At 47.6% G+C, this 22,697-nt stretch carries 15 protein-coding genes; 9 read left to right on the forward strand and 6 right to left on the reverse strand.

What is annotated here, in order from left to right; genetic code table 11:
- Positions 1-6: 6 nt before the first annotated feature.
- Both D9Y29_RS03800 and D9Y29_RS03805 read left to right on the forward strand, forming a co-directional pair.
- Entirely contained in the window at positions 7-4,182 is a 4,176-nt protein-coding gene (locus D9Y29_RS03800) for a T9SS type A sorting domain-containing protein (RefSeq protein WP_127125167.1), read from the forward strand.
- A 149-nt stretch (positions 4,183-4,331) separates the two neighbouring features.
- The gene (locus tag D9Y29_RS03805; protein ID WP_127125169.1) at positions 4,332-4,967 is read left to right on the forward strand and encodes a LysE family translocator; all 636 of its coding nucleotides are present in this window, start codon (positions 4,332-4,334) and stop codon (positions 4,965-4,967) included.
- Positions 4,968-4,973: 6 nt separating this feature from the next.
- On the opposite strand, the gene D9Y29_RS03810 is transcribed toward D9Y29_RS03805, so the two are convergent.
- A complete protein-coding gene (locus tag D9Y29_RS03810) occupies positions 4,974-5,417 on the reverse strand; it encodes a hypothetical protein (RefSeq protein WP_127125171.1) in 444 nt (147 codons plus the stop codon).
- Between the two features lie 50 nt (positions 5,418-5,467).
- Positions 5,468-6,250, reverse strand: a complete 783-nt coding sequence (locus tag D9Y29_RS03815; RefSeq protein WP_127125173.1) for a DUF92 domain-containing protein — start codon at positions 6,248-6,250, stop codon at positions 5,468-5,470.
- Between the two features lie 76 nt (positions 6,251-6,326).
- On the opposite strand from D9Y29_RS03815, the gene D9Y29_RS03820 reads away from it, so the two are divergent.
- Complete coding sequence (locus tag D9Y29_RS03820) at positions 6,327-7,673, forward strand: alkaline phosphatase family protein (RefSeq protein ID WP_127125175.1); 1,347 nt, start codon at positions 6,327-6,329, stop codon at positions 7,671-7,673.
- A gap of 153 nt (positions 7,674-7,826) precedes the next feature.
- Here D9Y29_RS03820 and D9Y29_RS03825 read toward each other — a convergent pair whose 3' ends face one another.
- A complete protein-coding gene (locus D9Y29_RS03825; protein ID WP_127125177.1) occupies positions 7,827-8,807 on the reverse strand; it encodes a hypothetical protein in 981 nt (326 codons plus the stop codon).
- Positions 8,808-9,032: 225 nt separating this feature from the next.
- On the opposite strand from D9Y29_RS03825, the gene D9Y29_RS03830 reads away from it, so the two are divergent.
- From D9Y29_RS03830 to D9Y29_RS03845, 4 genes are all read left to right on the forward strand, one after another.
- Positions 9,033-9,413, forward strand: coding sequence for a DoxX family protein (locus D9Y29_RS03830; RefSeq protein ID WP_127125179.1), 381 nt, complete (start codon positions 9,033-9,035; stop codon positions 9,411-9,413).
- Positions 9,414-9,478: 65 nt separating this feature from the next.
- Entirely contained in the window at positions 9,479-10,687 is a 1,209-nt protein-coding gene (locus D9Y29_RS03835; RefSeq protein WP_127125181.1) for a M20 metallopeptidase family protein, read from the forward strand.
- A 141-nt stretch (positions 10,688-10,828) separates the two neighbouring features.
- Complete coding sequence (locus D9Y29_RS03840; RefSeq protein WP_127125183.1) at positions 10,829-12,160, forward strand: T9SS type A sorting domain-containing protein; 1,332 nt, start codon at positions 10,829-10,831, stop codon at positions 12,158-12,160.
- A gap of 18 nt (positions 12,161-12,178) precedes the next feature.
- Entirely contained in the window at positions 12,179-14,287 is a 2,109-nt protein-coding gene (locus tag D9Y29_RS03845; RefSeq protein ID WP_164735245.1) for a right-handed parallel beta-helix repeat-containing protein, read from the forward strand.
- Between the two features lie 201 nt (positions 14,288-14,488).
- On the opposite strand, the gene D9Y29_RS03850 is transcribed toward D9Y29_RS03845, so the two are convergent.
- Positions 14,489-16,072, reverse strand: coding sequence for a flavin monoamine oxidase family protein (locus tag D9Y29_RS03850; protein ID WP_164735246.1), 1,584 nt, complete (start codon positions 16,070-16,072; stop codon positions 14,489-14,491).
- A gap of 332 nt (positions 16,073-16,404) precedes the next feature.
- Between D9Y29_RS03850 and D9Y29_RS03855 the strand changes: the two genes are divergently transcribed.
- Positions 16,405-17,325: a VOC family protein gene (locus D9Y29_RS03855; protein ID WP_127125189.1), complete on the forward strand. Its 921-nt coding sequence runs from the start codon at positions 16,405-16,407 to the stop codon at positions 17,323-17,325.
- A 127-nt stretch (positions 17,326-17,452) separates the two neighbouring features.
- The gene (locus D9Y29_RS03860) at positions 17,453-18,844 is read left to right on the forward strand and encodes a hypothetical protein (RefSeq protein WP_127125191.1); all 1,392 of its coding nucleotides are present in this window, start codon (positions 17,453-17,455) and stop codon (positions 18,842-18,844) included.
- Between the two features lie 87 nt (positions 18,845-18,931).
- On the opposite strand, the gene D9Y29_RS03865 is transcribed toward D9Y29_RS03860, so the two are convergent.
- Positions 18,932-21,241 (reverse strand): ABC transporter permease subunit, encoded by a 2,310-nt coding sequence (locus D9Y29_RS03865; RefSeq protein WP_127125193.1) that lies wholly within the window; start codon positions 21,239-21,241, stop codon positions 18,932-18,934.
- Positions 21,242-21,281: 40 nt separating this feature from the next.
- On the reverse strand, positions 21,282-22,598 hold the full coding sequence (locus tag D9Y29_RS03870; protein WP_127125195.1) for a MutS-related protein: 1,317 nt from the start codon (positions 22,596-22,598) through the stop codon (positions 21,282-21,284).
- Positions 22,599-22,697 lie beyond the last annotated feature (99 nt).

Genomic DNA, 22,697 nt, shown 5'->3' on the forward strand with positions numbered 1-22,697 from the left:
AAACTTATGAAGAAACTTTTACTCGTTTGCCTGCTATTGGCAGGTTCAGTATCCTCGTTATTTGCAGTAGATTATTACTGGGTAGGTGGTGCAGGAAGCTGGACCGATATCAACCACTGGGCAACTACATCCGGTGGAACTACCAAACACTCTATTGTTCCCTCTCAAAATGATAACGTTTTCTTTGACGCCAACAGCGGACTCGCAAATGGCGATATCGTAACGTTACCTGCTACCAGTGACGCTTTTTGTAATAATATGAGCTGGACGGGTGTTACTGCTACAGCTTCATTCAGACGTGGTGGCGGCGGCTTCGCCATAAATATCTATGGAAACCTGGTGTTGGCGCCATCCGTTGCTTATGGTATGCAATCCATCTTTCTTCTGGGAACGCAAAATACTACCGTGCAATGCAATGGCGCAGTTCGGGTTAATGCCACTGGCTGGTACAATCCTATGGTGGTGAACAAACCTGGCGCCAGTGTTACTTTCCTGGATGGCATTCCTGAATTATTGCAGGTGACTGTTCTGCAGGCTGCGGCAGGTACCATCGTGCTGTCTGGCAATACGCATTATATCTGGAAACTGGATGCCTTCAACAACAATACGGCCACTATCGATATCTCGAATGCTACAATCAATATCTCTGATGTTTGGGATGTAAGAGGCACCAATAAAACCATCATTACTACCAATTCGGTTATCAATGCGAATACAATGTTTTCCGATGGTTATGCGTACAATGAAGTGAATATTTCAATTGCCAGCACTAATGTGGCAATCAACAATACCACCATCAATAAACTCACATTTACCAATCCTGCTTCTGCGCCGGCAACTGTTCGCATTAACGGCAATAACACCATTCAAACACTGGAATTCAAAGGCAATGGTTTGATCCGTGCAGGCGGAAACGTGATCAATGATCTGATCATGGCTTCGGGTAAGGCACTGCTTACTTATGGTGATAACACCATCAACGGCTCGTTCAGTTTCAATACACCCGACTGTAGCGGTCTTGGCCAGCTCACCGGCGCTGCAGGACAAACGTCAACGCTTACTTTCGGCAGCAGTGCAGTACTGGATCTCGTAAACCTGTACATCACCAATATAGTGGCAGCAGGCAGTATCACACTGCCCATCGATGTAGTGGGCGCAGATGGCGGCAGCAATACCAACTGGAATATCACCAATCCGCTCACTGGCACCACCCTGTATTGGGTTGGCGGCGCCGGCGACTGGAACGACAAAGCACACTGGTCTGCCAGCAGCGGCGGCGCGGGTGGTTACTGCGTCCCATTCTCCGCAGATGATGTAGTGTTTGATGCAAACAGCGGATTCGCGCCCGGTAACAATACCGTTACCACAACTTCTAATGCATGGTGCAAGGATATGACCTGGACAGGCATTGCAAGTCCTGTTATTTTCAATGAAAGCGGTACCTATGCTCTTGAAGTGTATGGCTCTGTAGTATTACATCCTGACGTAACCATGAATGCATCGCTGCTGTTCAAAGGCACAGCAGCTTCAACACTCACCACCAACGCTTCAGGATTGGGTACGCTGGGAATAGAAATTTCCAGGACAGGCACCAATGGCGGCGTTACGCTTACAGATGATTTTGTGAACCCCACCGCCAATGTCCGTCTCATACTCGGACAATGGCTGATGCCCGGCAGAACGCTGGATGTGAATTTTTTCAACAGTGGTGTTAACGGAATCAGGACCATTGATATGACCAATGCCACTATTAATGTGCGTGAAACTTTTGCGCTCACTGGTAATGGAAGAACCTGGATAGGCAATGGTGCAGGTTTAAGTATCACCTCTGCCAGATATTTTAATGTGGCCGGGCCCGGTCTTACAATTCCTACTGTTACGCTTACTTCAGCAGAAGATGTATTTGATATCAGAAACGTAACTATCGAAACACTTACATTCACCAACACCGCCAGCAACTCAAATGCAAGGATCCTGACCAATAATATTATCACAACACTCGAGTTCAAAGGTTCAGGTAATATCGCACAAACCGGTAATACCATCGGTACACTGTTGCTGGCGCCTTCAAAATATTATGGATTCACAGGAACCAATACCATCAACACACATTTGCGTTTCAACAGTCCTGCCTGTTCAGGATTGGGTGAAATGCGCGGTATCAATGGTGTTCTGTCAACGCTGAACTTCGGTCCATCCGCCACCACCGACCTGGCGAATGTATATATCCAGAATATTGCAGCTACAGGCAGCATCACTCCTATCACAGTTTCTGGCGCAGATGCAGGTGGTAATTCTGGTTTCGTTATCAACAGCAGTGCAGGATCAGCCAGGTACTGGGTTGGAGGAAGCGGGGACTGGAACGATGCCAGCCACTGGAGCCTCACGTCAGGCGGTGCAGGCGGAGCTTGCGTTCCAACCGTGAACGACGATGTTTTCTTCGATGCACAAAGTTTTACTGCCGGCAGCAGTACCGTAACCACAGCCGGTAACATATATGCTAATAATATGGATTGGACAGGCGCCACCAATGCGCCCGTTTTCAATGAAAGCACAGCATTCACTTTCGAGATCTGGGGCAACCTGGTGATGAACCCCGCAGTTACTATGAATGCTACTGCCGTTTTCATGGGAGGTACCAATACAACAATTACCAACAACGGAAGCACACTGGGTAATTTCGATATTACAGTGAATAAACCGAACACCAGCTTCAGCCTGACGTTGAACGATGACATCAACAATCCCCTGAGCTTCTTCAATGTACAAAGCGGCGCCCTGAATGTTGCCAACAGAACGCTTGTTCTTGAGGGCATCAGCGATGAAGGCTCTGCAAATGCTACCGCCATCGATATCAGTAACACCACATTCACTGGTGGATGGAGATATAACGGCTCCAGTAAAACGCTAAATGCCACTAATTCATTCATGACTGTCTCTGCATTCCTGGTGAATAGCGGCGTGTACAATAAAGTGAATGTAAATACTCAAAACCCGGCCTTCGTAGGTGTTACCAATACCACAGTGAGCAAACTTGTGTTCACCAATACCAATCCATTGGCGAATATCAATATCGCAGCAGGCAACACCATCGATACACTTGAATTCAAATCGAAAGGTAATATTACCGGTACGGGTAATACTATCGGTACAATGATCTTTGCCCCCGGCAGACAGTACACATTTGCCAACGGAACCAATACCACCGTTACGAACGCCTGGTATGGCAGCGGCACTCCCTGTAACCTTACAGATATTTCCGCTGCAACCAATGCCACAGTTACAGTGAACGGCGATCCCGTTAACCTGGATTATGTACGGCTCTCAGGTATCACTGCAGCGGGCAGTGCAGCACCCTTCCACGCCTTCGAACACAGCCAGGACCAGGGAGGCAATACCAACTGGACCATCGATCCCTATGCCGGTTCCAATCCTATCCTGGGACTCGGGCCGGATATCACCATCACAACCGACGAGCTGCCTTTTGTTCTCAGAACCGATGGTTTCTTCGGTTCACCCATGAGCAGCTATCTCTGGAACGATAACAGCACAGGCGATACCCTGGAAATCACTGCTGCCGGCACTTACAGCGTTACTGTAAGCTTCCCCGATGGTTGCAGCAGCCCCGATGAGATAGTAGTTACAGTGGTAGACCCACTTCCTATCACCCTCACCAGCTTCATGGTAAAATCAGTGAACTGTGCACCGGTACTCAGCTGGTCAACTGCCGATGCCATCAACTTCCACAGGTTTGAAGTAGAACGAAGCGCTGATGGCCGTAATTTCCAGCCAATCGGTTCCATCAGTTTCAATGCTTCAGTTAGCCGTTACAGTTATATTGATGATAAAGCCGGTGAAGGCAGGTTCTTCTACCGCCTCCGCCTGGTTGATATCGATAACAAATACGAATTCAGCAATATCGTTTCTCTCAGCAACAATTGCGGCGGTATCCTGGAAGTAATACCAACAGTTACTGCGGACCTGGTACAGGTTACACTGCCCGGTGGCTACGAGAATGCAAGGATCCGCGTGTTCAGCGCAAACGGACAGGAAATGTCTGCCCGCCTCAGCGGCAACGGCAGCAGGAAAACCGTTGACCTCAGTAGCTTTGCCAAAGGTTACTACTTTGTACAGGTGAACAACGGAGTGGAAATGAAGACATTCAAAGTGATGAAAAAATAAAAGGACGGTTATTTTTCGTGATACAAACAGCGCGCCGGGCAACCGGCGCGCTGTTGCTTTTTGCAGCACTGATACAGACAGAATTGAAAAATCTGATACTGTTTTTGTTGAAAGAGATTCACCAATTTTGAATATCAAATTCAGTTGCCATGATCCCTTTTGCCGAACTCTGGTTATTCATCATCGCCGCATTTGTGCTGGTGATTACTCCCGGTCCGAATATGCTCTACCTGATCTCCCGTTCCATTACGCAGGGAAGGAAAGCAGGACTGATATCGCTGGTGGGTGTGGTATTGGGTTTTCTCTTTCATGCGCTGATGGTGAGTTTCGGGCTCACAGCTATTTTCATGGCCATTCCCTACGCCTTCCTGGTGTTGAAAACACTGGGTGTGGTATACCTGCTCTGGCTGGCGTTCCAGGCCGTGAGACCTTCCGGCAAAAGCATCTTCGAAACACGAACAGACCTGCAACCCGATAGGCCGGGCAAGCTCTTCACCATGGGCTTTCTTACCAATGTGCTGAATCCAAAGATTGCTGTTTTCTATCTTTCCTTTTTTCCACAATTCATAAAAGCGGAACATGGCGCTGTGCTTGCTCAGAGCCTGCAACTGGCGCTGGTGCAGATGAGTATCAGTTTCAGTGTAAATTTTATGATAGTGCTGTCTGCTGCGGGATTGTCTCTTTGGTTCAATAGAAACCCTTCCTGGCTGAAAATGCAGAAATGGTTTATGGCCAGCGTACTTACCGGGCTGGCGGTGAAGATGGCATTTACGAAAGCGAAATAAAAAGATCTAAAAGAAGATATCTACATAATCCACAGCTGATCCTTCTTCACAGTTGTCCATTTCCTGCAGGCGCCAGTATTTACGCACACCACTCGCATAGAATGTGTAGGTGCCTGTTTTATTGCACACTTCATTATTATTCAAGGTCCGGACTTTGGTGAGAATAGTACCTTCAAAACGAAGCCTGCGCGGCGTGAGCATTATGAGCTTGCCATCGATGCTTGCAAAATCAAGGCTGTCGTCTGAACGTTGTTCCCCTTTTACAGAATACGTACTGTCGTTCACTTTCTTTATGTTCACAGATCCAAACTGCTCGCCCCATCCGATCCACTGAAGACTGAACTTATGTTTGCCTTCACGGATCGTGGCCGGTGCAGGCGCTTCTTTTTCCTGTGCCATTCCGGAGAATCCGGTCAATACAACCGATGCAATTCCAAGTAGTTTTTTCATGCGCTTCCTATACGGTTTTATGATCAATATATAAATACTAACGTTGCCTGTTATCCGAATATCAATTTCAGTGCCAATGCTATGAGCGCACCAGCTAAAGTATTGCAGGCATTCACTTCATTGTTGCTGAGCCAGCCTCTGCGTTGAAAGGTGGCGCCCAGCATGGAGTCTATATGATTTCCGGCCACACCTGCCAGCACAATGTAAACAGCGTCAGCGCTGAGCCCTCTGAAGGCGCTGTAAATAGCGGCAATCACGGTTGCGGCCGCAATGCCTGCCAGGGTGCCTTCCAGGCTGATCACGCCATCGGGCCCACGCTCCTCTTTACGGAAATTCAGCACATTCACAAAGCGCTTACCCAGTACAGTTCCCAGCTCGGAGGCAACCGTATCGGCAGCCGCAGAAGCCAGGCTGCCCGCAATCAAAAGTACAAACAATCCACTGTGCGCAGGGTCCACGATAGCCAGTATGGAACAGATACCGGTTATTCCACCATTGGCCAGTACCTGCGCAATGTTCCTTTCTTCGCTATGCGGCTGCCCGGATTTGATGCTTCGCTTTATTTTCTTTCCAAACCGCGATGCCAGTACGCCCATCAGAAAAAAAGCGATCAGCAGTGAAGCACCGGTGAAACCGGAGCCTTTCACCACAATCAAACCCAGGAGGAAAGCTGTGAATGCAGCGCCGGGCGTTAGTTTTCTTTTGAGTACACAAAGGAATAAAACCAACAGCATTGCCGGTCCCAGCCAGTCTTCCCGGTATATTCCTTCAGATGTATTGGAAAACAATTCTTCCATGCCGGCAAAATAGTGCTGTTTTCCATTTTCTCCCATAAAAAGCTAACTTAAAGTTCATATTACTGCAGTGGGCAGCACAGTAATTTCTCGCACTACACTCAACAGTCCTTTTATGAAAAAAACCTTTTTAGCTCTCTGTTCCCTGGTGCTGCTACAAACTGCATCACAGTCGCAGGAACAGCATGTAATACTGATCAGCATCGATGGCCTTCGTCCTGAATTCTATAAAGATCCCAGCTGGAATATGGTGAACCTCCGCCAGGCGATGGCAGAGGGAGCTTATTCAAATGGCGTGGATGGCGTATTCCCTACCGTTACCTATCCTTCTCACACCACCATGATCACAGGAGTGAAACCAGGCAAACATGGAATCAATTCCAATACACCTGCAGAACCACTGGGCATTACAGGTAAATGGAACTGGCAGTACGACAGCATCAAAGTGCCTACTGTATTTGGTTTGGCCAAAGCAAAGGGGTTGACTACCGCATCGGTGTTCTGGCCTGTTTCCGTTGGCTCTCCCGCCACTTACAATGTACCCGAATACTGGTACCTTCCTGCTGAAAAAGGCAAACCCAGGATCACGGCAAAAGCCATGCGTGAACATGCTATTCCCAAAGGATTGTTCGAAGAACTGGAACAAAATGCAACAGGAAAACTGGATGAGAAAGATTTCGACGACCACTATCTCAACATCGATGAGAACCTCGCTCGTATGAGTGCTTATATCATTCAACAATACAAACCTTCTCTCCTGGCAGTGCACCTGGTGATGGTAGATCATTTCGAACATGAGCAGGGCCGTGAGGGCGATAAAGTACGCGCAGCCGTTGCAGGTGTTGACCACGCCGTAAAAACTATCCGTGAAGCCGTGCAGAAAGCAGGCATTGCCGGTAAAACAACCTTCATCGTAACAGGGGACCATGGATTCGTGGACATACATTCTGCTTTCGCTCCCAATACACTGCTGGCACAGGCAGGTCTTTATGATCCACAGAAACCGCAGGAATGGAAAGCCTATTTTCATACATCGGGCGGCGGCGCCATGTTATTGCTTCGCAACAAAAACGACAAAGCCACCAAAGAAAAAGTATTGCAATTGCTGAAGTCATTACCTGCAACACAGCAACGTGGTTTCATCATCAAGACCCGTGAAGAACTGGATGCTACGGGAGCCGATCCCAATGCAGCTTTCGGCCTGACCGGTCAGCAGGGATTCACGTTCACACCTGCCGCAACGGGTAATTTCATCAGACCTTCCAAAGGCGGCACACATGGCTTCTTTCCTGATTTCAAGGAGATCCAGACAGGCTTTGTTGCTTTCGGTAAAGGCATCCGCAAAGGCGCAGTGATCCCGCAAATGGGACTGGTAGATATCGCTCCGCTGATCAGCAAATTATTGCAACTGGATCTGCCCGCAGGCGATGGGATGTTATACGAAGGAATGCTCACCAAATAATCAACCACTAACATTTTCTTAGGGAGCCGGCAGTCGCTCGCCTCCGGCGAGTGACGGATATTTGTTCGCCTCCGGCGAACACTGCGTTGCCGGAGGCGACTAAATACAAGTCACTCGCCAGAGGCGAGCGACGGCCTGCCCACAAACTGCTTTCTATTTTTTTCGAAGTGCAGGAATTTTGGCGCCGCGGGTAAGGTCCCAGTTGGCATTGTAGGATTTTCCGGATTGAGCAGTCACCCAAATGAATCCCAGTTCCTGATTTGGATCTTTTATAAGTGGTAAAATGGAATCGCCCCAATCCTTCACGGGGTCTGTAAGCCGCCACCAGCCCAGTTCTGCGCTGCCGTTCATACCGTCTTCATCTGCCGGGTAACCGAGTTGAAAAGCGCAGGCGGTTGGTGCAAAACGATTGGCCCAGTCTGAAAAGCTTTTGTTCAGCTCTTCCAGTTTGCCTTCGGAAGCATCATTGATGAAAATGAGGTCGCCCCTGCCGCGATATGTGGGCGGCATGTAATCAGCGTTGTAATGACGCAGGAAAAGACGGTAAGATGATTTGATCGATTTCAGTTTTGCATCCCAAACGGCCACTGCAGAATCGGTGGCCTTACCGAAATATTCCAGCTCGATGCCCATGCCCACCACACAGCGATGGTGTTTGAATTTCTTCAGCCAGCTTTCCATTTCTGCCGGTATATCCGTTTCCGTTATACCCTTCTTAGGATTTGATTTGAAAGGGAACACTTCCAGGAATACCCGCACCCCCAGCCTGTCCATATAATAGAGCCAGGCTTCATGCGTTGCATCGCTGATGCCGGGATATGCCGGCGTGATCCTGCTCAGATCCCCCACGGCCCAGGTTGCCCAGGGCGCAGAGCCGGGAAATTTGTTCTGTACATTGAAGATCACATTGGCCAGTGATTCCTTGGGGAGTGTTATTGATTGCCCGATCTTGATATCCAGTTTGGTAATGCCATCGCCGGCGCTTTTACGACTGGGCTGCCAGGCTCCTGCCCATTTGAAAGCCGCATGGCCATTGCTGGCAACTGGTTTGGGCTGATGCCGCGGCATGGCAGCATAAGCAGCCGCAGCAGCGAGGATAACGATCAGTATTACAGGTACAATAACTTGCTTCATGGGTGGCCCGGTTCTGGGGAAGACAGTAAGATACAACAACAGCGGCATTTCTTCTCTATCCAATACTGCAAATGATCGGGCTTGTTTACCATGAAAGTGGAAACAGTCCAAAAAAGGAAAAAGCGCCAAAAATATTCAGTGAAATACTTGCGCAGCTAAATGACTGCGCATATATTTGCAGTCACATAGCTGCAAATAAGTTCTTCACCACTTAAAACAATTGATATGTCTAAAAGAAATAAGATCATTTACTGGATTGCAACTGTATGGCTGGCATTGGGAATGGTATCTACCGGGATCGTGCAATTGATGCAGGCAGAAAAAGAAGTGGCGCTTATGCTGAAACTTGGTTACCCGAATTATTTTTTGATGACCCTGGGTGTTTGGAAACTCCTGGGTTCGGTAGTGGTATTGATGCCGAAGTTTCCTTTACTGAAGGAATGGGCCTATGCAGGCTTTTTCTTTACAACAACAGGAGCGATAGTTTCACATCTGGCAAGTGGGGCGGAAATTACAGAGACGTTCCCTGCATTGTTATTGCTGGTGCTGACCGTAGTGAGTTGGTATTTCAGGCCGGCGGGAAGGAAGGTGGCGGACGCCGCCTAACCCCCGTCAAGCTTTGCTTCCATGTTCAATTTTTTTAAGCCGCTCCCGCAGCTTAACTTGTACGGATGTTAGCGCAAAAAATAAGAGAACTGGCGGCAGCCATCAAACCCGACCTGGTGGCCATAAGAAGGCATCTGCATGCCCATCCGGAATTATCCTACCACGAATACAATACTGCGGATTATGTGAGCAATCAGCTCACTGCAATGGGGATCGAACATATACGTATGTCCGTAACCGGTATCACCGGAATATTGAAAGGTAAGAAGCCTGGAAATGGCCCTGTGCTTGCACTCCGGGCCGATATGGATGCCCTTCCCATTCATGAGTTGCACGAATCATCCTATAAATCCACCAACCAGGGAGTAATGCATGCCTGCGGCCACGATTTCCATATGACATCCCTCCTCGGTACGCTCCGCATCCTGAAAACCCTGGAAGCGGAATTCTCCGGTGAAGTGAAATTCATTTTTCAGCCGGCTGAAGAACTGGCGCCTGGCGGCGCACTGATGATGATCAACGATGGTGTGCTTGAGAACCCACGGCCGTTGAATGTCATCGGCCAGCATGTAATGCCGGAACTGCCTTCCGGGAAGATCGGATTTCATGCAGGCATGTACATGGCCAGCGTGGATGAACTCTATCTCACCATCACCGGTAAAGGCGGTCACGCCGCTGCGCCGCACCAGGTGATCGATCCTGTGATCATTTCCTGTGAGCTTCTTGTGCTGCTGCAGCAGATCATTAGCCGCCGCACCAATCCGTTACTGCCGGCTGTGTTATCGTTCGGAAGATTTATTGCCGATGGCGTACACAATGTGATTCCCGACAAAGTAACCATCGATGGCACGCTGCGCACCATGGATGAAAAATGGAGACGCGAAGTACATGAACTGCTAAAGCAGACCGTTACGGCATACGCTGCCAGTAAAGGCGCAACTGCTGATCTTTATATCAAGGAAGGCTATCCCGTATTATTCAATGAACCAGCATTGACCGCCGATACCAGAAAATGGACAGAAGATTATCTCGGTAAGGAGCAGGTGGTTGATATCCCGAAATGGATGGCAGGGGAAGACTTTGCGCGTTACTCGCACCTGCTGGATTCCTGCTTCTACAGGCTCGGCGTGCAATACCCGGATTCAGAAAAAGTGACTCCACTTCATACAGCAACTTTCAATCCCGATGAAGAAGCCCTCACCATTGGCGCAGGGCTGATGGCGTGGATTACATTATGTAACCTGGAAAAAAATGTAAAAATAAACAAGCAATAGAATCCCCTTTTCAGGTGATGGGAAGGTTCCCGTCTTACGGGAATGTTCCCACGAAAATATTCTTCCAGTTTTTCTTTGCCAGGTGGTTGGTAAATCAAAGATTGCACGAACAACGATTTACGCAAACCAAACACTTGCCATATGAGAACAATTCTATGCTCTCTTCTTTTACTTTGTGCTTTCAGCTCCGATGCACAAACTTTCGGCAACGGAAATATTGTAGTGGTCAGGATTGGCTCAGGAACCACAAGCATGGCGGCTGGCACGGCACAGCCGGTATTCCTGGATGAATACAACCCCTGCGGTGAATTCATAAGAAGCATCGCACTACCGGTAACGGCCAGTGGCAGTAACCGGCGTCTCACCCTCCCCCCGGCATCCGCGGATTATTCGGAAGGATTCATCAGCTTATCGGAAGATGGTCAGTACCTCGCACTCGGCGGATATGATGCCGATACTGGCACGGCGTCCGTAACAAGCAGCACCAGCAGCACTGTCAACCGGGTGGTGGGCATTATCGATTTCGCTTCCGGCGTAAATACAGGCACAGCATTCAGTAATCGATTCAGCACTGTCTCCATCCGTTCTGCGGTTGTTGATGGTAGTAATGTTTGGGCCGCTGGCGGCAATGGAGGAATAGTTTACGCAACGGCAGGCAGCGCAGGAACAAGCAATACACTGATCAGTACTACTACCGGTAGATGCCTTAATATCTATGACGGACAATTGTATGCCACATCAACAGCTACCAATCTCCGTATGACCCGCGTGGGATCAGGGCTACCTAACACTACCGGACAAACGATGTACAATCTACCAGGTTATTCTACCACCGGTGGTAACCCGCTCCAGTTCCATATGGTGGCGCTCAATGGAAGCGATACGGTGAATGTGTTGTACATCGCCGATAACGGCCAGCTGAAAAAGTACTCGCTCGTTTCCGGTAACTGGACCGCCAACGGAGTGCTCGGAGTTACCAGCGATAAATTCCGCGGCCTCACCGGCACAGTGATAGATGGAGATGTGGTCCTCTATGCCCTCCGCCGGAATGATGCCGGTGGTGAGATCATCAAATACACTGACAATACAGGACATAACGGCAATTTCGCCAGTCTCAAGCCCATCATCATTGTACAGGCTGACAGCAACAAAGTTTTCCGCGACCTCAGCATGGCGCCACAGGAAGCGCCCGCACCTGCTGCTCAAAAAATGAACAACAGTACAACAGGATTCCGCGTATTGAGCAAAGAGAAAGACCCGAAAGTTCTTGCTGAGATCACGGTTGGTAAACCTGTTCAGGGCATGGTAAACATCTACGACATGAATGGCCGACTCGTTTGCACCAGGAAAGTGGAACTGGACAATGGCATTTACCGGTACCAGTTGCAGTTGCCGGCGCATGCCCGTGGCCTTTACTTCGCCACTTTCATCTCCAATGAAGGAGATCTCATTACCCGCAAGTTCATCTACTAATCCTCAATGCTCCTTCTCATGAAAAATACTACACTGATCATCATATGGATCGCATGCCTTTGTGCCGGTAAAAGTTTTGCCCAGGGAAAACCTGCTTTGTCAGCCCCTGCAAACAACAGTACAGGCTATGTTCGCAATCCTTCCTTCACCTGGCAGGCTTTTGCAGGTGGTTATAGCTACGATATAGAATTGGCCACAGACCCCGCTTTTACCAATATCATCACAACCAGAAGCAACCTGAACATCACCCGTTTTGTACCTGTTAGCCAGCTACCCGCAGGCAATGTATACTGGCGGGTGAAAGCGAAGAATGAAGCAGGCGCAGATGTCAGTGCCTGGTCGGATACTTTCAGGTATATGGTATCGGTCCCCGCCAGGACATACACCATTCCTCCTCATGCATCCCTTCAGGCCATCAAAGACACGATGCGCAAAGCGATCATGAACACACCTGCCATCCTCGCTTTCACGGCCGACTCCACTTATGAACTGGATGGCAATATCACAGGATTGTTTGCCATCGATACTGCCAATATCAATGATCTTATCATCGAAGGCAACAATGCGAAAATTGTAATAAAGAATAACGCACATGTTGGCTTCATGCGCATACAGAACTCCAACAGGGTAACGGTAAGAAGGTTATCGATCGACTGGGACCCGCTCCCCCATTCACTGCTGGACGTGATCAGTGTGAACAACTCGGACAGCACAGTCCTCAACGTGAATGTGCGGCTGAGAAAAGTAAAAGGTATGTCGTCCCCATATTATCCGGCGATCTACGGTAATTCATCCTTCACCGATCATTGGTCATGGTCCTACCTGATCGACACCGCTGATCCCGGTAGCCTGAAAAAAATAGACAACAATACTTATGGAATAACGCCCGCCGATATCACGCCGCTTGCCTGCCGCGATCAACCGGAGTACAATATCTATCGCGCCGGTTCCAAATCAGGCAAATACTTTGCCGTTGGCGATGTGCTGGCGATCGTAGCGCGCGACAATGTAGGATCACTCATGAGTACCCGCAATTGTATCGATTTTGTGTGCGACAGCATCATCAATTATACCAGTCCGATCGGCTGCTATTATTCTTTCGATGGAAGCGATATGAAAGTGCTCAATTGTCATTCCGCACTCAAAGACGATAGCCGCTTCGTTTCAGCCAATGCAGATGGCGTGCATTGCCGGGCCAACAATTTGGGCCCCTGGGTGGAGAACAGTTCTTTTGTTGGCAATGCAGATGATGGGGTGGCGCTCTACAACAAAGGCATCACTGTAAAATCGAAGATCAGCGCCAGTGAACTCACGGTAACCAACAACGAATTCATGAACCTGAAAAAGGGACATATCTTCCGCATCTTCATTCCAAAGACCGGCAAGGTGCTGGGCACCAATTTCACGGTTGATACAGTGTTCCTGCAGAGCGGCGCTTACCGGGTCCAGTTCACTCCGGCGATCCCTTCAGCGGATTATGACAGCCTGGTGGATATAGGACTTTCCGATATACAACAAAATGTACAACTGTACAATGCAACGCTGCGCAACGACCGGTTCATGATCACCAATAACCGTTTCACTGTACGCGCCCGCGGGGCCATCATCCGGTCCTCCAGGGGCATGGTGGATAACAATCAGTTCATCAGTTGTTCATCGGCAGGCGTTGCGCTTTACAACGAAGCAGCGCTCTGGTACAATGGCCTCTACAGTCGCGATATCTGGATCACGAACAATGATATCAGGGACTGCGCATTCGATAATCTTGGAGCTGATGCAGGGGCTATCAATGTGCGCATCAATAAGATCGATTCAGCAGCGCCCAATGTATTTGAAGACAGGATGTCTCCGGTTTCACTGGACCATGCGAATATCCGGATCGCCAACAATACGATTAAGAATTTTGCGCAGCATGGCATTTCTCTTTTCAATGCCGCCAACTGCAGTATCAGGAACAATGTGTTCATCAGCGATATGCCTGGGTATTACAGGACCGGAACACATTATGGCATTTATATCAATACTGTTTTCGGAACTGCGATCACAGGAAATAATTTCTCTGGCGATATGAGGCCGATGACTCAGATCCAGCGGGTGAATGATACAGGAACAACAGTAACGCCGTAATGATCTAGCTGAATGATCAACTTAAATGGGGCTGACTAAAAAGGGCGGCGAGCTGGCAGTCGCTCGCCTCCCGGCGAGTGACTTATATTTGCTCGCCTCCGGCGAGCGCTGTGTCGCCGAAGGCGACGGAACAAAACTCACTCGCCGGGAGGAGTCATCTGTGGATATTCTTATGAGGTAAGTCATTTCATTCTTTCCGTTTCACACGGTAGCAGATTCCCTTACAGTCAGCTTTTCCGCAATGGCTTTTTGCATGGCTTCTGCAGCCAGCTTTCCTGTTCTGGCACCTCCTTCCATAAATCCCTGGAACATCTCGCAACAATGCTCGCCAGCAAAATAAATGTTCTCAACCGGCGCCATCATCTCCGTAGTATCGATATCATACCACTGCCCTTTTCTGATGCATGCATAACTTCCCTTCGCATACTGGAACTGCGACCAATTAAATACGCTTTGCTTTCCGTTGAATTGTTTCTTTATTCCCTTGTACACCTTTTGAAGATGACGCAGGAATTTGTTCCGCAGTATTTCTGAATTTGTTACCTGCTCTCCTTCTTTACCGCCCAGGAATACAGTATAACCACCATCCCCGGTATTGTTATTCTGAAGCTGGCTGTTATCCCAGCCATTTTGAATGGTTTCATTGATAAGATAACCTGATCTGCCATGACTCCGCCAGGTCCTATCTTTGAAGCCCATCAGGAACTTGCTGTTGGTACCATATCCGTACTCATCGATCATTTTCCTTTTCGCCGCCGGCATTTCATTTTTCAATTCAAACTTAACTTTCCGCAATAATGTAAATGGAATTGTGATCAGTACATAAGCAGCCTGAACAGTAGATCCATCCTCGAAATGCAGTATACTCTCTTCTCCTATTTTGGAAATCTTTGTGAGCTTGTGTGAATACTTTATCTGTGCGGCAAGATCTTTGACCATCGCCTCTATCAGTGTTTCATTTCCACCTTTGATCTTATAACGCTCATCACTATCTCCGAATATGTCGAATTTATTTTCATTGATACCAATCAGGTCGATAAAGTTGAGGCAGTTCAATTCATCGGCTTCCATACCGAACTCGGCAGTAAAGGCCCAGTAGAGCAGGCTGGAAAACCATGGCCTCAGGTCAAATTTTTCCAGGTAATCTTTAAGGGATAATTTATCCAGTTCTCTTCCCAGTTCTTCGATTTCCATATCCGTTTTATCTTTTTGCAATTGCGGGATCATTTTTTTGAATTCCGCAATGATCTCAGCTTCGCTTCTCAATTTACCTCCGAAATGATAAGTATGTTCTACCAGTTTATTGTCCTTAATATCATTTACGCAGTCCATTGTTTCCAGCTGGTATTGTTGAACAAGGGCGAACATCGTTTCATGATTGGAGTCTATGAACTCAGCCCCTAACTCAGTGGTAATACCATCTCCCAATAAATTCTTTGCTGTAAAGATCCTTCCTCCCGCGCGTTTGCCGGCTTCATAAACAGTGACTTCAAGGCCGGGTATCTTTGATAGGATATTGCAGGCATTGAGCCCGGCAATCCCTGCGCCAACAATGGCCACTTTTGCAGGGGCGCCGGACGGATCAAAGAAACCTGTTCCCGCTTTCAGGAGATCCGGAATAAACAATGCCGGGGCGCTCAATGCAATATTCCTGATGAATTTCTTTCTGGACATACCGCCCTCAACAGGGCCATCTGAAGGTGGTTTCAATTTGTATTTTTCGCGGAATGCATTTTTATAAGCCTGTTGAAGCAGATAAACAAGACTGGTTTTGGCTGATTTCATTGAACAGCTGTTTACTTTGTTAATTTGAAAAGAATGGAAAATAGGAAATGCCTTTCCGTTTACCGAACAGAGAAAATACATTCATGTAAGAGGAAGCTGACTAGAAATTACTGCTTTCAAAAGGCAGGTATTGCACTACGTAACTAAATGTACAATTTCAAATCCTTTACACCATCCGTAGAAACACCTTTTTTGCTTGAGTAACTGAATAATTTGTCCATTTCTGGAATATTGCAAGCCACTGGCATAATTTTTTAGCCTGTTTGAGACATTGTATTAAATTTGAAAACACTCTCTTTCCCGCGTCTCAACTCACCCGTAAAAACCATTTTATGCAAAAGATCATTCCACATTTATGGTTCGACAAAGAAGCAAAGGAAGCCGCAAACTTCTACACATCGATCTTCCCAAATTCAAGGATAATCGATTCCTATGTGTTGCACAATACCCCCAGCGGTGATTGCGATGTACTGAGCTTTGAACTCTGGGGACAGGAATTCATGAGCATCAGCGCTGGTCCGCTTTTCAAGTTCAATCCTTCTGTTTCCTTTATGGTGAACTTCGATCCCCTCTTTTTTGAAGACTCTTCCGATAGCGCCAAGGCCGCAAAGGAAGCTCTCGATAATCTTTGGAGCAAGCTATCTGAAGGCGGCCAGGTTTTGATGGAGCTGGGAGAATATCCTTTCAGCAGTCGATATGGATGGATACAGGATAAATACGGGTTGTCCTGGCAACTGATCTTCACTGATCCTCAAGGCGAACAGCGTCCGCCGATCGTTCCTTCCATTTTATTTGTAAAAGAGAATTATGGAAAAGCGGAAGAAGCTATCAATTTTTATCTTTCTGTTTTCAGGAATTCAAAAGCCGGAAGCATGCACAAGTACCCGGCAGGTATGGCCCCAGACAAGGAGGGAGCAGTTATGTACGCAGATCTTCAACTGGAAGGTAAATGGTTTTCGTTGATGGAAAGCGCCCATGAACACGGCTTCCAGTTCAATGAAGCGATATCCTTTATGGTGAATTGCGATGATCAGGCAGAGATGGATTATTACTGGGAAAAACTTTCTGCAGTGAAAGAATCGGAACAATGCGGCTGGCTAAAAGATAAATGCGGATTGAGCTGGCAGATCACGCCCACTGAGCTGGAAGAAATGATGCGTGCAGGAACGCAGGATCAGATCGATCGTGTTACACAGGCTTTCCTGCCGATGAAGAAACTTGACCTGGAAAAACTCAGGATGGCTTACAAGTAAGAAAATAGAAAAATGTACTGTAAAATAAAATGAACCGTGAGCTATGGCCTCACGGTTTTCCGGCAATTTTGAGGGACCGGCCCAGTTTTTGATCAGTTCCCACTTATTGATCCCAACAATAAAGACCATGAAAACCTGTCTTGAATTCGCTTATTTGAAAACCTTCCTTTTATTACTCCTGGTTGTTTCGCTGACCCATTCTTCATTTGCCCAGAACGGAAAATTCATTCACGCTGCTTTCGTGGGAATTCGCTGGGATCCGAGCCCGGTGATGGGAGGTGGTATGGAGAGCACTGAAGTGATTTTATATTTCCGGCCTGATGGCACTTATTGCACCACCCTGGGAAAAGATTGGCAGACCGACGTTGCAGGACGATATACTATCGCAAACGGGACCATCAAGCTCATCGATTCCAAAAACGAAGTGGAATCGATCCCCTACGATGGTAATGGCAGCTTCTGGTACAATGGCACCAGCATCTTTCAAAAAAAACCAGCCAATAAAGTACCGCCGGGTTATTACAGTTTCAGTTATACTTCCGGCAGTGGTGGTATCGGCTCCGGCACCAATGCTCCTTATGTGGGAAACAGGGCCCACAAAGGGATCCAGTTCAATGCCGATGGCAGTTTCAGCTCCGGAGCTGCGAGCTCCACGTATATCTCGGGGGAAAATGTAAGTGGATATGGCAACAGGAAAAAAGAAGCTGATGGCACCTATACCATCAAAGGGGGTGTGCTTACCCTTCATTTCAGGAATGGAGAAAAAACCGTGAACAGTTGCTTTACATCGGATGCCGTTTCATCCATCATTGTCAACGGCACTACTTATTATGCCGATGAAAACAAAGGCAACTACAATAAAAAAGAAACAAAAAATTCTCAAACCAATACAAGTCCTGAAAGTAAAAGCAGTGGACAGGCATTCCTGAAGAAAGCCAACCAGGCCAATAGCGGCAAATCCCTTGACGGAATAAAAACTGTAAAACTGGAATCATCGCTGGGAAATGGTGCATTGCAGATCAGCACCATCCTGGATATCCCGCAGCAAAAGATACGCTGTGAATACAGGAAACAGGGACAGTTGATCGGCATCGAGCAGGCAGATGGACAAACCGGCTGGGAATGGTCTAACGGTAAACTAACTACGCTGTCTGCAGACAGGGTCAAAGAACTGAAGAATACTTATGCCCCCGCCATATTCAGTCTGCAGGAACCGGCGCTGAGTAAGGTTTCCATTCTCTCAGCCCCTGAAAACAAAAACAATCAGACCAGCCTCATCGTTTCCATCGATGGCAACTATACGGCCCTGTTATTCGATAAAGAAAACCGCCTGACGGGAAAGTCCTGCCAAATATTCAACAGAACTGTTACGCATGCCTTCTCCGGGTTCAAAAAAACACAGGAGTTGTGGTTGCCTTACGCGGTCATCGAAAAAAGGGATAATAAGTCATTCACTTACCAGTACAGTTCCATCGTACTGAATCCTTTACTGGGAGCCAAAGACTGGGCAAAGCCGTAACTACTTACCAACCCAATATCATAACATCAAAAAACCCGCTCTCTGAGCGGGTTTCAATGCTTCATGTCAGGCATTGGTTTATGGCTATTACTTTCTCTTTCTTCTAATGAGTATGATGGTTCCTGTAATCAATAATGCCCCGGGAATTATGTACACATAAACATACCAGAGCAATTCAGCAGCGCTCCTTCCAATGGAAACGAAAACATCTTTGAAATGGTTCTTGTCTTTATACACAGGGTATTCATTGTACAGTAACCAGCTATAGATCCCCAACTGTATTCCTTTACCGGAACTGTTATTCCTGCTCATGAAATCGGCATCTCCTGCTACAAATATTCTTTGCTCCCTGTTGTTGATCTTACGTGTGGCTCTCAATCCTATCACATATTCATTTCTTTTTTCATCACCTGCATATGGCTCATAAACAGGCGCGGCGGAATCGGAAACAAAATGGCCTTTCTCGATCCAAGTCTCATTTCTAAATTCGGCAAGCATAATAGTCTCGGCCCTGTAACCCGCAGTATCCCTGAAGTTCAGTACACTGGTTCCACGCATGAGCCCAAATGCAGGATATTCCCCCGTCCGCTGGTAGTCTTGCATCATATGCTCCCTGGCCATATAGTTCCCTTGTTTATTCATGTAGCCGTTGAAATCTTCGGCCCGCCGGTTTTTTCCGGGGCTTACAAGGATGCCATTCTCTACCTGTACCCCGATCTTTTTCAGCAGGGGATTGAGCATTTCCTGTTTTCCGGGTTCTGCATAAAAAAATACATTGCCCCCATTATCGATGAATTGCAGGATGTGTTCCTGCTCTGTTGCAGTCAATGCCGATTTGGGGTCCGCCACTACCAGGATATCCGTTTGTTCCGGTACCGGGCGATCCTGCAATGAAATGGTATCAGCATCGATCCCTACATTGATCATTGCATGGTCCTCCAACTGATTGTTGGTATGATAACCATATTCGCGCTCCCCATTTCTCCAGGGACTACGCTCATAATGACCGGTTGTGAAAAGAACGGAGGGCGTTCTTTCCTGCGTAAGTCTCCTGATGGCACCGGTGAGTGGCTCTGTAATGTTTCCATCATTCAGTGATCTGAATATGGTTTTCTTTCCTTTGTATTCAAGCACCATCTTCAACCTCAGTTCATCTTCCCTGGAAAAGTCCTCCAGCTTCATCACTTCTCCGGGCTTCAGGAAGTCTGAAGTATCCACTTTGTAGATCTTCGCCAGCATCGCTGCCACCTGGTGAATGTTCAGATTGGGCGTTTCTTTGTAGAGTGCAGAGTCCTGCTTCCTCATATCGTAGTAGTAAACATATTTGAATTTCATGTTGGGATAGAAGCGCCGAAATTTTTCCCAGAATCCCCACTCATATTTATTCCTGCTGGCAGGCATGCCGTCTTCGGCGCCCATGCCAAGCAAATTGGTGTACAGCGTTACGGTAAGTGGCGAACCGTCCATTTCTTTCAGCACACGTTGCGTAGCAGTATCGATGGTATTGAACTTGCCGCTGGTTACATCCAGATAGCCCACATATCCCGGCCTGAAAGTGAAATATCCGATTGACAGTATCAGCACAGTAAAACCGAGATAGCGATACATGGAAACCTTCCAGCTTTTCGATTCCTGCTTACTTTTTAGTCTGATCATGGTAAGCCCGAGGAAGAGTCCGGTCATAAGGATGAAATACAACAGCTCCCTGGTACTGATCAGGCCACTGAGCATGAGTTCGGTCCTTCCCGGCAGTGAGAGGAAGAGTGTGATATCCCTCAACACATCGTATTGTTGCCAGACCTCTCCCACCAGGGTGAAAGCAAAGAATACGATAAAGCTGGCAATACCCGCCACAATCTGGTAACCGGTAAGGCTCGATATGAAGATGCCCAGGGCGATAAAACAAGTTGAGTAAAGGAACAATCCCAGTAGCATCGACAAATACCATTTGAATTCAGCATGCTGAATAGTGAAATACCCGGTGAACAACAGGAATGCAACAGAGGCCAGCAACACGAGGTTGAAGATGGTGAGGCCCAGGAATTTTCCCAGCACGATCTCACGTATACCAACAGGCGAAGAGCTCAATAGTTTCATTGTTCCCGACTGTTGTTCCCTGTTGATAACCCCCATGGTGAGTAATGGAATGAACAGGAATATATAAGAAACTGCCATCTGCAGTGTACTGGCAAACATCTTATAAGTCAGTGGTCCGGAAAATCCGTGCCAGTCTGCCCCATTCTCGATATTTACTTCCTGTATCCTGGCAGCTTCCATCAAAGGTGTAACGAAATTGACACCGGACACGATATAGAACACCACAATGGTGATCCATGCAACAGGAGAATAAAAAAGATTTCTAAGCTCCGCTCTCGCGATTTTGAAAATGATTTTCATTACGATTTTATTACGAATGATTTTAAAAATGATACCGGCCTCAGTTCCCGATCAGTTGCAGGATGTTCTCATTCCTGATGATCATCATCCCCTGCCTGTCTTCGGTAATTCCGTCTTTCAATTGGTAGGTGTAGCGGGGAACGCTTCCTTCCAGCACCGTTGGCATGAACTTGAATTGAATGTTCTTCCTGTTTTTCAGTTCCTCTCCAACTTCAATGATATGGGTACTCACGATAAAAAGACAATTCATGTATTCTGAAAATGCCTCTGTAACTGCAAGTGTGCCATCAAAAGCGTCTTTTACATTCGTTCCCTTAAACAGTTCATCAAACATCAACAGGAGATGCTTGCCGGTAGCAGTAGCATCTGCTGCATTCTTTACACGCACCACCTCCGCATAAAAGTGACTGTAACCAAGTGCGATATTATCCGCCACATTGATGCTGGAGTATATTCCTTCCCTCACAGAAAATTCCATGGAACCGGCTGCCACCGGGAAACCGATATGCGCGAGGTACATAGAGATCCCAATGGTTTTCATCCAGGTGGATTTACCGGCCATATTGGCGCCGGTCAGGAATATCACGTTGCTATGCGGCTGCATGGAAATATCGTTGCCTACCGCTTTTTCTATGCAGGGATGACGGAGGTCCGCAGCCCTCAACATATTGTTTGCTTTTGGCAGGGCTTTGGCATAGGTGAAACCATGCCTGGCAGCCAGGTTGCCAATGGATATATTCACATCCAGTTCTGCAATGAACTGCAATACCTCCCGGATCTGTTCATTATATTTTCCTTTGAGCAGGTAATCGTATTCAGCGATCTTCTTTACAGAAATGGCGGAATAGATATCTGTTTCGATCAGTTGAAGCAATCCGTCCCGGTTCAGTAAAGACCTGATCTCAGTTGCCCGCTGTTGAAATGGGCCAGGTTGCTGGTGCAGCAATTCTGCCATACCCATGCATTTCTTCAGTGTTACGATGGTGGCCTGCAAACCCTGTATCAAAGATTTGTACCGCTCATCGCGTGTAAGCGAAGCCAACATTTTCTTCAGCAGGATATTCGTATAGGTGAACAGTTGCCCGCTATCACTGGTGGCATCGACATACTCCTGCATCAGTTGTACCTGCGCGGCATCGAACCCCCATTGCAGTTTTGCCTGCTGGAAGAAAGAGAAAATGGCTGTACGTTCATTGATCTGCCGCTCATCTGTAAGCGGTTGTTTGAACAACTGGTCCAGCAAATGCTCTCCTCCGCGTGATCTCACCTGGTTGAACAGAGAGTACACGGACCCATGCCGGAACTTGCCCATCAGGTTCAGCTCTTCCTGCGACTGCCTGTCTATTGTAAAACTCATAGTTTAATTTTTAATTAGCGTGTGGCCGTCGCTCGCCTCCCGGCGAGTGACTTTTGTTTGTTCGCCTCCGGCGAACACAGTGTCGCCGGAGGCGACAGA

The sequence above is a fragment of the Pseudoflavitalea rhizosphaerae genome (assembly GCF_003991355.1).
Lineage (GTDB): Bacteria > Bacteroidota > Bacteroidia > Chitinophagales > Chitinophagaceae > Pseudobacter > Pseudobacter rhizosphaerae.